The sequence below is a fragment of the Rhodococcus sp. IEGM 27 genome (assembly GCF_033142305.1).
Lineage (GTDB): Bacteria > Actinomycetota > Actinomycetes > Mycobacteriales > Mycobacteriaceae > Rhodococcus_F > Rhodococcus_F oxybenzonivorans.
In genome coordinates this window covers 104,843-117,595 of record NZ_JAWLSG010000012.1, presented here as the reverse complement: position 1 = coordinate 117,595, position 12,753 = coordinate 104,843, and the positions used below count along the sequence as shown (strand labels likewise).

Here is a 12,753-nt window from a genome sequence, read left to right as displayed (position 1 = left end):
TGTGGCACTGAACAACGGCGCGCTGATCGCCAATCGATATCGCCTGATCCGCCTCATCGCGACGGGTGGAATGGGACAGGTCTGGGAGGCGACGGACAACCGGCTCAACCGGCGCGTAGCCGTGAAGGTCCTCAAGTCCGAGTTTTCGTCGGACCCCGAATTCCTCGAACGTTTCCGCTTCGAGGCGCGAACCACGGCGCAGCTGAACCATTCCGGAATCGCCGGTATCTACGACTACGGCGAGGTGCGGGACAGCACCGGTGACTCGACCGCCTACCTGGTGATGGAACTCGTCAACGGTGAACCGCTCAATGCCGTCCTGGCGCGGGTCGGCCGGCTCGCGGTCCCCCATGCGCTGGACATGCTCGAGCAGACCGGCCGTTCACTGCAGGTGGCGCACGACGCAGGGGTCGTGCACCGTGACGTGAAGCCGGGCAACATCCTGATCACCCCCACCGGTCAGGTGAAGATCACCGACTTCGGTATCGCCAAGGCCGTCGAGAACTCGCCGGTCACCCGGACCGGCATGGTGATGGGCACCGCCCAGTACATCGCTCCGGAGCAGGCGCTCGGGCAGGACGCGACTGCGGCGAGTGACGTGTATTCGCTCGGCATCGTCGGCTACGAGGCCCTGTCGGGGCGGCGTCCGTTCATCGGGGACGGCGCGATCACCGTGGCGATGAAGCACGTGCAGGAGGCTCCGGCACCGCTGCCGGCAGACCTGCCGCCGAACATTCGTGAATTGATCGAGATCACCATCGCGAAGGACCCGACGGTCCGTTATTCCAGTGGCGGCGAGTTCGCGGACGCGGTCGCTGCTGTGCGGGCGGGCCGACGTCCTCCGCCGCCCGGCGCGGTGGCTGGTGGAACGGCACGCGTGCTGCCGCCTCCTCCTCTGACGGGGGCCACCCAGATGATGCCCCCTTCGCAGGCGGCATACCTGGGCCCGGTCACCGGGCAGGTTCCCGACCCGGACGACGACGACCGGAAACGCGGCGGCCTGACCAACGGTCAGAAGGCGGTGGCCTGGGGCGCCGGCGGCATTCTGCTGCTGGCGGCGATCATCGCCCTGGCAATGATCTTGTTCGACGGCGGTGACACGAAGGATCCGACGGTTCCGGCGGTCACCTCGTCGTTGCGGACGATCACGACGACGCCCCGTCCCACGACGACGACCACCACCGAACCGCCCACCACGACCACCACGGAACCGCCGACGACGACCACGACGACGGAACCGCCCACCACAACGACGACGACCACCACCGAACCGACGACGACCACGACCACCACGACCACCACCACCGAACCGACGACGACCACGACGACCACGTCGGAGGAGTCAGCTACTTCGACTTCACAAGGATTGCCATGACGACACCGCGTAACCTCTCCTCACGCTACGAGCTGGGTGAGATTCTCGGCTTCGGTGGCATGTCCGAGGTCCATCTCGCTCGTGACGTTCGCCTCAGCCGCGACGTGGCGATCAAGGTGCTGCGCGCCGACCTTGCCCGCGACCCCACGTTCTACCTCCGGTTCCGCCGTGAGGCGCAGAACGCGGCCGCGCTCAACCATCCGGCGATCGTGGCCGTCTACGACACCGGTGAGGCCGAAACCGAAGCGGGGCCGCTGCCGTACATCGTGATGGAGTATGTGGACGGCGACACGTTGCGCGACATCGTCCGCAGCGAGGGTCCGATGGCCCCGCGCCGCGCGATGGAGATCATTTCCGACGTGTGCGCCGCCCTGGACTTCAGTCATCGCAACGGCATCGTGCACCGCGACGTGAAGCCCGCCAATGTGATGATCAACCGTGCGGGCGCGGTGAAGGTGATGGACTTCGGCATCGCCCGCGCGATCTCCGACGCCTCCAGCCCGATGACGCAAACCGCCGCGGTGATCGGCACGGCCCAGTACCTGTCGCCGGAGCAGGCCCGCGGTGAGCAGGTGGATGCCCGTTCCGACGTGTACTCGCTCGGCTGCGTGCTGTTCGAGATCCTGACCGGGCAGCCGCCGTTCAAGGGCGACTCACCTGTCGCGGTGGCGTACCAGCATGTGCGGGAGGATCCGCAGACCCCGTCCGAGATCAACCCGGACATTCCGCGCGAGCTCGACTCGGTGATCCTCAAGGCGATGAGCAAGAATCCGGCGAACCGCTACCAGACGGCCGCCGACATGCGCAGCGACCTGGTTCGGGTCCTCGGCGGGCAGCGTCCCAGCGCGCCGATGGTGATGAGCGACGAAGATCGCACCACCATCCTCGGTGCCGTCGACACCGGCGCCGGGCACTACCGCCGCCCGCCCGCACCGGTACCGGGTCCCGCCACGAGGAGTGAGCCGGCCGAACCGGAGAAGAAGAACAACGCCCTGCGCATGGCACTGCTCGCGTTGGCCGGCCTGATCGTCGTCGGCATCGTCGGCGCCTTCCTGTGGTCCGTCGGACCGGGCTCGGAGGCCGACCAGGTGACCATGCCGGATGTGACGAACCAGAACGCGGACGAGGCGGAGACGACTCTGCAGAACCTCGGCTTCCGGGTAGCCAGGCAGCAGAAACCGGACGCTGTCGTGGCGACCGGCAACGTCATCACCACCCGTCCCGTCGGCGGCGTCCAGGTGGACGAGGGCAGCACGATCACACTCGAGGTGTCGAGCGGTCCCGAACAGGTGAAGGTGCCGCGACTCGCGGGCCTGAGCCAGCAGGAAGCGCAGCAGGAACTCAACGCGGTCGGGCTACGCCTCGATACAGCGGTAGCCCGTGCGCCGTCGTCGCCGTCGGAGATCGACACGGTGATCGACCAGAACCCGTCTTCGGGGGCGAGTATCGCACTCGACTCCGTGGTGGCCATCACCCTCGGCAGCGGGCCGGAGCAGATTCGGATTCCCGACGTGACCGGGCAGAAGGTCGAGGTGGCGCAGGCCAACATCGAGGGCGCCGGATTCACCGCGGTCATCCAGCAGATCGACTCCGGTCAGCCCAAGGGTGAAGTGGTGTCCACGGATCCCGTCGGTGGCTCGACCGCAGCCAAGGGCGACACCATCACGATTCGCGTGTCGAACGGCGACAACATCGCGATGCCCGACCTCACGGGCAAGACGGTGTCGCAGGCGCTGGCCACTCTCCGCAGTGCGGGCTGGAGCGGCTCGTCGAGCTCACTGGCCCAGACGCAGACATCGACGCTCGACCCCGACATGGTCGGGAAGGTTCTCACTCAGCAGCAGCCGCCGGGATCCGAGATCGCCAAGGACGCGGTCGTGTCCGTCGGTGTGGGCACGCTCGGCATCCCGCGGTAGGCGGCTCCGCCGCCTGTGAGTGGTTGACGAGTCTCAGCACTCGTCAACCACTCACGGGGGCTACGCCCCCAGCGCCTCCGCGACCTCGGCCTCGAGGGTGTCGACCAGCGAGTCCTGCGGGGCGTCGCCGCACACGGTGAGCCAGTTGGCCAGCATCCGGTGCCCGCCCTGCGTGAGCACGGACTCCGGGTGGAACTGCACACCGTGGATGGGAAGATCCCGGTGTCGCATAGCCATGACAATGCCGCTGTCCGTGTGGGCCGTCACCTCGAGTTCGTCCGGGATGGTGTCCTCGAGAACGGTGAGTGAGTGATAGCGCGTGGCGGTGAACGGATCGGGCAGGCCGGCCAGGACACCGCTCCCGCTGTGGTGGACGACGCTGGTCTTGCCGTGCAGCAGTTCCGGTGCCCGGTCCACGGTGGCACCGAACGCGGCTCCGATGGCTTGATGGCCGAGGCAGACTCCGAGCAGCGGGGTGCGGGAGTCGGCGCAAGCCTTCACGAGGTCCATCGTGGCGCCCGCCCGCTGCGGTGTGCCGGGTCCGGGACTGAGCAGGATGCCGTCGAAGTCGGCTGCTGCGGCCGCTATCGCCTTCGGCCCGGTGAGGTTCGGATCGTCGTTGCGCCAGACCACGGCCCGTGTTCCCAGCTGCCCGAGGTACTGGACCAGGTTGAACACGAAGCTGTCGTAGTTGTCGACGACGAGAATCCTCATGGGACCAGGGTATTCTGCGCCCTTTGTTCGGTACGCACCCGGGACCGCTGAAACTCAGTGCCCCGCGTATCCGGGCACGGTCAACTGGCCGGACGCCGTCTGCGAATAGCCGAGGCCGAACCGCGTGGCGTACTGCTTGAACACCCGGATGCCCGGCTCATTGGCCAATGCCGCCTCGAGGCGGGCCGGGTCGCCGATCGCCGACATCACGTACGGCGGACTGTAGGTGCGTCCGTGCAGCAACAGCGTGTTGCCGATACACCGCGGCGCCGACGTGTTGACGATCCGCTGGTCCTGCATGCCGACGGCCTCGGCACCGCCCACCCACAGAGCGTTCAGCACGCTCTGGACATCCTGCTGGTGCACGACGAGATCGTCCGGGGCTGCGTCCACCGGATACTTCCCGTCCGCCGCGCGGGGGGCGTCGGTGAGAGTGACGGTGACTCCAGGCCCGGTCATCGGGGTGAGCCCGGCGTCCGTGGCAAGGGCTTTGGTGTCGGCGAGCACCTGCGCGACCCCGGTGTCGGAGGCGGCGGCCTCCTGCTGCAGCGACTCCACCTCGGCTGCCAGCCGGTCGCGTGTCTCGGCCACGTCGTCCGTCTCGGCCTGGGCGTTGCGGACGAGGTCGGACAGTCGAGTGGAGTCACCGGCGCGAATCTCGTTGCCGTGCGACACCTCCCTGGTGGTGGCCACCAGCAATCCGGCCACCAGACACACCACCAGCACGGCGATCCGCCACAAGTTGGACCTGGTCACCGGTTTTTACGTCCCCTCGTCCTCGCCCTGTGAATCGCGGCTACGTTAGCGTGTACAGCAACGCAGGTAGTTCGAATCTACCTGCACACATTCCTGTAGAACCGCACGAACGAGGACGTCATGCCGAAGTCGAAGGTCCGGAAGAAGACCGATTACACGATCAACCCTGCGAGCCGCACACCGGTGAAGGTGAAGGCAGGTCCGTCGAGCACGCTGTACGTCTCGGTGATGCTGGGCTTCATGCTGGTCGGGCTGGTCTGGCTGCTGGTCTACTACCTGGCCGCCGATCAGCTCACCTGGATGAACGACCTCGGGGCCTACAACTTCCTCATCGGGTTCGGCTTCATGGTGGTGGGTTTGATCATGACGATGCGCTGGCGCTGAGACAGCCAATTACACCGATGTCATTCATCCCCAATGTGGACAACCCCTGTGGATAACCGCAGGTCGGCCGACCATGACTGAAGACGCGCCGCTGCAGTGGTCCACTCCGCTCAGCGCTGTTGCCGCCCTCGCGATCGGCGGAGTGGTGCTGGGCGCCGCGGGCCTGTTGGTGTCGACGGAACCGGCGGGGCGACTTCTCGTGTCCGTGGCCGCCCTCGGCCTACTTCTGACGGCGGCGTCTGCGGGACGTCAGCGCCCCCGGCTCGCGGTGGATCGGAACGCGGGACGCATCGTGGTGGGCCGCTTGAGCGGTCGCCGCACGTACCACCGGTCTGACATCGAGCGCGCGCGAATCGTCCGCTACCCGCGGCTGGGACGCCGGGTGCCGATGCTCGAGATCGACGTTCGGGCCCCCGACGGCACCGAACGCCTGCTGATCTTCGGGCGGTGGGATCTGGGTACCAATCCGGAAGATGTGTTCGATGCCCTTTCCGTTCACCGCCTGGTAGGCCCGGAGTCCCGTCAGTAGCCGAGTTGGGCGCGCAGCTGCACGATGCGCACGGCGATCACGCCCAGCGTCGCAATAAGAACCGCGCCGAGGCAGAGCCAGCCGACGGTGACGGCGCGCTCCCGGTTGTTGCCGACACCGAGCACCTGAGGACCGTAGAGAATTCCGGCGGTGGCGAGAGCGCCGGCGACCAGGCCGCCGAGGTGCCCCCAGAACGAGATTCCGGGGATCGACAGGCTGATGATCACGTTGATGGCGATCACCGACACGATCGGGGCGGGGCTGCGACGCAAGCGGAGCAAGATGATGGCCTGGGCACCCATCAGGCCGAAGATTGCGCCCGATGCGCCGGCAGTCCAACTCAATCCGCCACCCGAAGAGAAGACGGATTGAAACGCCATCACGGACGCCGACCCGCCCAGAAGCGACACGAGGTACACCGCCGTGTAGCGGGCGCGACCGAGGATCAGTTCGGTATCGCGGCCCAATATGTAGAGGGCGAACATATTGACGGCCAGATGGATCAGACCGAAATGAAGGAAGCCGCTGCCGAGCAACCGGATCCACTGGCCGTCGGCCACCAACCCGGGATTGAGCGCCCAGTCGGAGAACAGCGGCGACGGACTCTCGTTGTGCAGGATGCTGCGTGACTGCGCCGCAGTTGCGAGGAAAGCGAGAACGTTGAGGCCCATCAGCGTGTACGTGACGATCGGCGTCACACGGCCGGGCACCACCGTGTTCCCGGCGACACCCCGCACGGGCCGGACGTCGCGCCGGCCGGCGGCGACACAGTCGACGCAGTGATAACCGACCGAGGCCTCACGCAGACAGTCGGGGCACGACGGGCGGCCACACCGATTGCAGGACAACGCGGTGGGACGGTCGGGATGCCGGACGCACCGCGGCTGGGGCGGCGTGCCCTCGTTCGCAGCACCGCCCCAGCCGGGGTTGGTCATGTCTGGTGTTCCTTACGCGATCGAAACGCTGTTGATCACGACCGGCTCCAACGGGCGGTCGGACCGGTCGGTGGCGGTGGAGGAGATGGCGTCGACGACCTTCTTCGACTCCTCGTCCACAACCTCACCGAAGATGGTGTGACGACGGTTGAGGTGCGGCGTCGGGCCGGTGGTGATGAAGAACTGCGAGCCGTTGGTGCCCGGGCCCGCGTTGGCCATGGCCAGCAGGTAGGCGCGGTCGAACTGCAGCTCGGGGTGGAACTCGTCACCGAACTTGTAGCCCGGACCACCGGCGCCGGTGCCCGTGGGGTCACCGCCCTGGATCATGAAGCCGTCGATGACGCGGTGGAAGACGGCGCCGTCGTAGAACGGGCCGGAGTTGGTGCCGCCTGCGTTGGCGGTGGTGTACTCCTTCGACCCCTGCGCGAGGCCGACGAAGTTCTCGACGGTCTTCGGAGCGTGGTTGCCGAAGAGCGCGATCTTGATGTCGCCGCGGTTGGTGTGCAGCGTTGCGGTTGCGGTCTGATGTGGTGAAGTCACCCCACCATCGTGCCATTGTGCGGTTGCCGGTGGTTCCTCCGCGGTGGGATCGGGCGCCTTTCGATCCGTTCGCGAGCCCCCGTCTTGTGACAAAGTGGGGACATGACACGAGCGACGGAGTACTCGACGAAATCAGAGGCTGTCGATCAGGCCCTGCGTGTGGCACGTTCGGCCGCTCTCACTGCGGCCACCGGAACCGGATCGGCCGGCCTGTTCCTGGGCCGCCAGGGTGTTTCGTTGGCGAAGAAGGGCTACACCCGCGCGCGAACCACCCCGGTGAAGAAGGCAGCGCAGGGCGTCGTGGGGTCGCTGACCCCCGGAGACTCGACGGCGACGCGAACGAAGTCGGCGCGGGGACGCCGCCTCGCGATCGGTGTCCTCATCGGTTCCCTCATCGCAGGCGGCGCCGTGCTGTTCAAGATCAGCCGCCGTGAACATCCCCCGATCGCTACCGCTCCGCCGCGCCTCGAGGATCTCGAAGAGCAGAACTCGGCCAAGCTCGCCTCCCCCGACATCACGTCGGCACCCACCACGAACTGACGCGTCACTCGCCGACCACCACCGCGCGTATCCGGTGGAGGTCGGCGGGACTCCAGTCGGACGGCTGAAGGATCGGACCACCCTTTCGGGCAACCCTGTTTCATGCGTTGTACCAGGGGTATCCCCAAGCGAATCATCCGCGAGGACCGTTCCGAGGAGTCGTCATGACCGTCGCACGTTTCGTCCACCGCATCGCCGCCATCACCTTTCCGGTCGCCGCCTGCGCCACCGTGTTGTCCGCCGGCACCGCTGCGGCCGACCCGCCTCATCCGTTCGGTGGTCCGGCCCTCACCATCGGGTGTCCGAACCAGGGCAGCTTGATGTCGCTGACGGCGCTCACGGGGCAGTCCGGACCGGAGGCGTCGCCGCCGATCGCCGACGGCGACATCCGTTTCGAATCGCGCCCCGCCGCTCCGCCGATTCCCGCCGCCGCGCAGATCACCGTCGCCTGGGTGAACACGGACAACGGCCGCTCCGGGATCGTCGATCTGCGTGGCGTGTACCCGTTCCTGTCGGCCACGGTGAACACCGGCGTGGGCAACGTGATCGCGACGGCATTCGGCTCGATCAACTTCGGTAGCAGCCCGATCTGTCAGGCGAATCCGGCGATCGGAACGTTCATCGCGTGACGGGCTGACGGGCGTCGATCTCTCGAAACGGTTGTGTAGGACCCAGTTACGGTGCGACCGGACCGCAGAGGGAGACGAGTGCACGCGCCAACGTCGCTTGGTGCAGCGGGCCGAGAGTCTGCCCGACTGCACCAGCGGCGTCGAGAAGTGCGGGTAGACAGCCGGTTCCGGCCAGCACTGCCTTTTGCTCCTGCATCTGATCGAGAATCCGAGTGTTCTGCCGGTCGATCACCGGACGCACCTGCGACAGGTCGGGGCCGATCGCGGGCGCGGAACCGGGTGAGACACTCCACCACGCGAACAGAGCCCGCTGCACGTCCTTGTTGGCCTCTATCTGGTCCCGGAATATCTGGTGCACTCGGGCTGCGTCGAGACCCTCGTCGAGAGCCTGGGCCGTGACCGACGCAAGGACCTGTTCCTCGCGGGCCGGATCGTCGATGGGTGCATTGCTTCGCCACTTGGACGCGGCCACCGTGTCTGCTGTCGTCAGACGCAGAGCAACGGCCTCCACGATCGGCTGGAGCGGACGGCCCTCCTGCTCGGCGCTCGCGGCGGGACCGCCGATCCCGGCAACGACACCACAGAATGCGAGGACGACAGCGGCGCGGCGCAGGACGCGGAACGGCATGACTCAATGTATCGACCGAATCCACCGCACGCTGCCGAAAGATGCCGGAAGCAGGTTCCCAATCCCCTTAGGATTGGCAAGCCTGACAGTACGATCATCGCGAGGGCCAGGCGCGGTCCGGCGTACACACAGGACGGATGGATGTCATGAGAAAGCAGATCCGACTGATGGCGGGGATCGCATTCGCCACCGCCGCGATGATGGCAGTGTCAGCGTGCTCTGGTTCCGGCTCGGAGTCCTCGTCCGACGCCGACACGCTCACTGTCTACAACGCGCAGCACGAGTCGCTGACTCAGGAATGGGCTGACGCGTTCACGGCCGAGACCGGCATCGAGGTGGAACTCCGCAACGGGAGCGACACCGAACTCGGCAACCAGCTGGTCGCGGAGGGGGACCAATCGCCGGCCGACGTGTTCCTCACCGAGAACTCACCGGCAATGACCCTCGTGGAGAATGCCGGCCTGTTCGCCGACGTGAACCAGGATGTCCTCGATCAGGTGCCCAGCCAGTACCGGCCGTCGAGCGGTGCCTGGACCGGTATCGCCGCGCGGTCCACCGTCTTCGCGTACAACAAGGACCAACTGCCCCAGGACCAGCTCCCGAAGTCGCTGCTCGACCTGCAGGACCCAGCGTGGAAAGACCGCTGGGCGGCGTCGCCGTCGGGGGCCGACTTCCAGGCCATCGTCAGTGCGCTGCTCGAACTGAGGGGCGAGGATGCGACCCGTCAGTGGCTCGCCGGGATGAAGGAGAACGTCCGCACCTACAAGGGCAACAACACGGTGATGAAGGCTGTCAATGCCGGAGAAGTCCCGGGCGGAGTGATCTACCACTACTACTGGTTCGGCGACCAGGCCAAGACCGGGGAGAACAGCAACAACGTCGCTCTGCACTACTTCAGGAATCAGGATCCGGGTGCATTCGTCAGCGTCTCGGGCGGTGGAGTTCTGAAGTCCAGCTCGAATCAGGATGCCGCGCAGCAGTTCTTGAAGTTCGTCACGGGTAAGTCGGGACAGGAAGTTCTGCAAACCGGAACTTCGTTCGAGTACACGGTGGCCAGTGACGTGCCCGCCAACCCCGAGCTGGTTCCATTGGCAGACCTGCAGGCCCCGCCGGTCGATCCCGCGAAGCTCAACAGCCCGCAGGTCACCGAACTGATGACGGAAGCCGGTCTGCTCTGAACCTTGCACCGATCGGCAGAGCGCGGGCGGGAGACCCGGACACGAGGCGCCGCCCGACTGCCCGCTCCGGCCGTCCCCCGATCCCCCTCGCCCTCGCCGCTGTCGTCGTCGTCGCCGTGTCGCTCATCCCGCTCGGCTACGTGGTCGCGCAGAGCATCGACACCGGTTGGGCGACCGCGTCGGCACTGCTGTTTCGACCCCGGGTACGCGAATTGCTCGGGAACACCGTGCTTCTGGTCTTGGTGACGGTGCCGATCTGCATCGCCGTCGGCGTCGTCGCCGCGTGGCTCGTCGAGCGCACGCGGGTGTCGGGGGCGAAGGTGTGGGCAGTGCTCCTCGCGGCACCGCTGGCAGTTCCGGCTTTCGTCAACAGCTACTCGTGGGTGACGGCAATTCCGTCGCTCGGCGGGCTACCCGGCGGCGTTCTCATCGCGACCCTGTCCTATTTTCCGTTGGTCTACATCCCTACTGCGGCGATCCTCCGCAGGCTGGACCCCGCCGTCGAGGAGTCCGCGCGTGCACTCGGGCTCGGACCGTGGGCGGTGTTCTTCCGAGTGGTGGTGCCGCAGCTGCGACTGGCCATCGCGGGTGGAGCGCTCCTGGTGTCCCTGCACCTGCTCGCCGAGTACGGCGCCTTCGTCTTCATTCGGTTCGACACCTTCACGACGGCCATCTTCGAGCAGTACCAATCGACCTTCAACGGAGCCGCGGCGACGATGCTGGCGGGGGTTCTCGTGTTGCTCTGCCTCACGTTGCTGGTAATCGAAGCGGTCGTGCGGGGCAGCGCCCGATACGCCCGGGTGGGAGCGGGCGCGCCGCGGGCAGTGGTGCCCGCCGACCTCGGCTTCCGCTACGAGCCCCTTGCCCTGTTGTTTCTCGGAATGGTGATCGCACTGTCTCTGGGAGTGCCCGTCATCAGTGTCGTGCGATGGCTCGTCGTCGGCGGGACTGCCGTCTGGGAGCTGGACGCCGTCGCGTCGGCGCTGGCGCAGACGCTCGCCTTCGGGGTGACCGGTGCCGTCGTCACGTGCGTGCTCGCCTTTCCCATCGCCTGGATCTCGATTCGCCACCGCGGACGGTTCAGCAGATTCCTCGAGGGCACGACGTACATTTCCAGTTCCCTGCCGGGCATCGTGGTGGCGCTGGCGTTCGTCACGATCGCGATCCACTATTTCCGTCCTCTGTACCAAACCGTGGCAGTCGTGATCGCGGCGTACACGCTGTTGTTCCTGCCGCGCGCCCTGGTCAATGTGCGGGCGGGCCTCGCCCAGGCCCCGGTCGGGCTCGAGGAGGCATCACGGTCTTTGGGCGTCTCGCCGTTGTGGACATTCCTGCGCGTGACGTTGCGGCTGGCCGCGCCGGCAACCGCCGCGGGCGGGGCACTGGTGTTTCTCGGTGTGGTGAACGAGCTGACGGCCACTCTCCTGCTCGCGCCCACCGGAACTCGCACCCTGTCCATGCAGTTCTGGTCGCTGAGCAGTGAGATCGACTATGCGGGCGCGGCTCCGTACGCGCTACTCATGATCGTTCTGTCGCTGCCCGTGACGTATGTGCTCTTCACTCAGTCGAAAAAGGTTGCCGGGCTATGACATACGCGCTCGAGGTAAACGGACTCGACAAGTCGTTCGGCACCACGAACGTCCTTCGGCACATCGCCTTTTCGGTGGAGGCAGGATCTACGACGGCAATCGTGGGCCCGTCCGGCTGCGGTAAGACCACGTTGCTCCGCCTCGTCGCGGGGTTCGAAAGACCCGATGCCGGCACCATCACACTGGGCGGCCGGGTTGTTGCGGGCGGCGAGTGGATTCCCGCGCATCGACGGTCGGTCGGGTACGTGGCCCAGGACGGCGCACTGTTCCCGCACGCCACGGTGGCCGCGAATGTCGGGTTCGGGTTGCCCCGGCGGTCGCGCACCCGAGCCAGAATCACCGAATTGCTCGAGATGGTGTCACTGGACTACTCGTACGCAACCCGGCGCCCCGACCAGCTGTCCGGCGGGCAACAGCAACGGGTGGCGCTCGCGCGGGCATTGGCACGCGAACCGGAGCTCATGCTGCTCGACGAGCCGTTCTCCGCGCTCGATGCCGGCCTGCGCGCAAATACCCGGAGGATCGTCGCCGATGTGCTCGCCAAGGCAGGCATCACCACCATCCTCGTCACCCACGACCAGCCCGAGGCGCTCTCGTTCGCCGACCGAGTGGCGGTGATGAGCGACGGCCGGCTCGCGCAGGTGGGTACTCCCCGGGAAATCTATTCCGCGCCGATCGACGTTCCCACCGCCGAGTTCATCGGTGACGCCGTCGTCTTGTCCGCGCACGTCGAGGGCGAGCGTGCCCGGTGCGCGCTGGGTGACGTGGCCGTGATCGCGAACGGTGTACAGGGTGAGGCTCGCGTCATGTTGCGGCCGGAGCAGATCGAAGTGACCGCGGACGGTGCCGGCGTGGCCGGGACGGTCGTCGATGTGGAGTATCTGGGCTCGGAGATGCTGCTCGGTATCCGCCTCGACACCGCGGATGGCGTCGTCTCCGAACGGGTCACGGTGCGCCGCTTCGGTGCCACCGCGCTCACGCCCGGCGAGCGCGTCGGAATACGGGTTCTCGGTACGGGAGTGGCCTACCAGCAGTGAAAA

The 12,753-nt window shown here is 66.8% G+C and carries 14 protein-coding genes; 9 read left to right on the top strand and 5 right to left on the bottom strand.

Features of this window, described 5'->3' with window-relative positions; genetic code table 11:
* The first annotated feature begins 1 nt into the window (after position 1).
* Positions 2-1,375, top strand: coding sequence for a serine/threonine-protein kinase (locus R4P95_RS28880; protein ID WP_213575395.1), 1,374 nt, complete (start codon positions 2-4; stop codon positions 1,373-1,375).
* Positions 1,372-3,291 (top strand): Stk1 family PASTA domain-containing Ser/Thr kinase, encoded by a 1,920-nt coding sequence (gene pknB, locus R4P95_RS28875; RefSeq protein ID WP_109325350.1) that lies wholly within the window; start codon positions 1,372-1,374, stop codon positions 3,289-3,291. Before R4P95_RS28880 ends, pknB begins: the two co-directional genes overlap by 4 nt.
* A gap of 60 nt (positions 3,292-3,351) precedes the next feature.
* Here pknB and R4P95_RS28870 read toward each other — a convergent pair whose 3' ends face one another.
* Positions 3,352-4,005 carry an aminodeoxychorismate/anthranilate synthase component II gene (locus tag R4P95_RS28870; protein WP_317747281.1) on the bottom strand — a complete coding sequence of 218 codons (654 nt, stop codon included), beginning with the start codon at positions 4,003-4,005 and terminating at the stop codon, positions 3,352-3,354.
* 54 nt (positions 4,006-4,059) lie between these two features.
* Positions 4,060-4,761 (bottom strand): DUF881 domain-containing protein, encoded by a 702-nt coding sequence (locus R4P95_RS28865; protein ID WP_317747280.1) that lies wholly within the window; start codon positions 4,759-4,761, stop codon positions 4,060-4,062.
* A 120-nt stretch (positions 4,762-4,881) separates the two neighbouring features.
* Between R4P95_RS28865 and crgA the strand changes: the two genes are divergently transcribed.
* Positions 4,882-5,145, top strand: a complete 264-nt coding sequence (crgA, locus tag R4P95_RS28860; protein WP_109325346.1) for a cell division protein CrgA — start codon at positions 4,882-4,884, stop codon at positions 5,143-5,145.
* Positions 5,146-5,218: 73 nt separating this feature from the next.
* Positions 5,219-5,674, top strand: coding sequence for a PH domain-containing protein (locus R4P95_RS28855; RefSeq protein WP_159918462.1), 456 nt, complete (start codon positions 5,219-5,221; stop codon positions 5,672-5,674).
* On the opposite strand, the gene R4P95_RS28850 is transcribed toward R4P95_RS28855, so the two are convergent.
* Both R4P95_RS28850 and R4P95_RS28845 read right to left on the bottom strand, forming a co-directional pair.
* Positions 5,668-6,609, bottom strand: a complete 942-nt coding sequence (locus R4P95_RS28850) for a rhomboid family intramembrane serine protease (RefSeq protein ID WP_317747279.1) — start codon at positions 6,607-6,609, stop codon at positions 5,668-5,670. The genes R4P95_RS28855 and R4P95_RS28850 overlap by 7 nt on opposite strands.
* A gap of 12 nt (positions 6,610-6,621) precedes the next feature.
* A complete protein-coding gene (locus tag R4P95_RS28845) occupies positions 6,622-7,149 on the bottom strand; it encodes a peptidylprolyl isomerase (RefSeq protein ID WP_109325333.1) in 528 nt (175 codons plus the stop codon).
* Between the two features lie 102 nt (positions 7,150-7,251).
* On the opposite strand from R4P95_RS28845, the gene R4P95_RS28840 reads away from it, so the two are divergent.
* Positions 7,252-7,689 (top strand): hypothetical protein, encoded by a 438-nt coding sequence (locus R4P95_RS28840; protein WP_317747278.1) that lies wholly within the window; start codon positions 7,252-7,254, stop codon positions 7,687-7,689.
* A 164-nt stretch (positions 7,690-7,853) separates the two neighbouring features.
* Positions 7,854-8,318 (top strand): hypothetical protein, encoded by a 465-nt coding sequence (locus R4P95_RS28835; protein WP_109325329.1) that lies wholly within the window; start codon positions 7,854-7,856, stop codon positions 8,316-8,318.
* 46 nt (positions 8,319-8,364) lie between these two features.
* On the opposite strand, the gene R4P95_RS28830 is transcribed toward R4P95_RS28835, so the two are convergent.
* Entirely contained in the window at positions 8,365-8,946 is a 582-nt protein-coding gene (locus R4P95_RS28830) for a chorismate mutase (RefSeq protein WP_317747276.1), read from the bottom strand.
* Between the two features lie 146 nt (positions 8,947-9,092).
* Here R4P95_RS28830 and R4P95_RS28825 point away from each other — a divergent pair, with 146 nt between their 5' ends.
* The 3 genes from R4P95_RS28825 to R4P95_RS28815 all read left to right on the top strand — a co-directional run bounded on the left by R4P95_RS28825 (position 9,093) and on the right by R4P95_RS28815 (position 12,750).
* A complete protein-coding gene (locus R4P95_RS28825; RefSeq protein ID WP_317747275.1) occupies positions 9,093-10,124 on the top strand; it encodes an iron ABC transporter substrate-binding protein in 1,032 nt (343 codons plus the stop codon).
* A gap of 80 nt (positions 10,125-10,204) precedes the next feature.
* Complete coding sequence (locus R4P95_RS28820; protein ID WP_317747305.1) at positions 10,205-11,713, top strand: iron ABC transporter permease; 1,509 nt, start codon at positions 10,205-10,207, stop codon at positions 11,711-11,713.
* Positions 11,710-12,750: an ABC transporter ATP-binding protein gene (locus R4P95_RS28815; RefSeq protein WP_317747273.1), complete on the top strand. Its 1,041-nt coding sequence runs from the start codon at positions 11,710-11,712 to the stop codon at positions 12,748-12,750. The genes R4P95_RS28820 and R4P95_RS28815 overlap by 4 nt, the downstream gene beginning before the upstream one ends.
* Positions 12,751-12,753 lie beyond the last annotated feature (3 nt).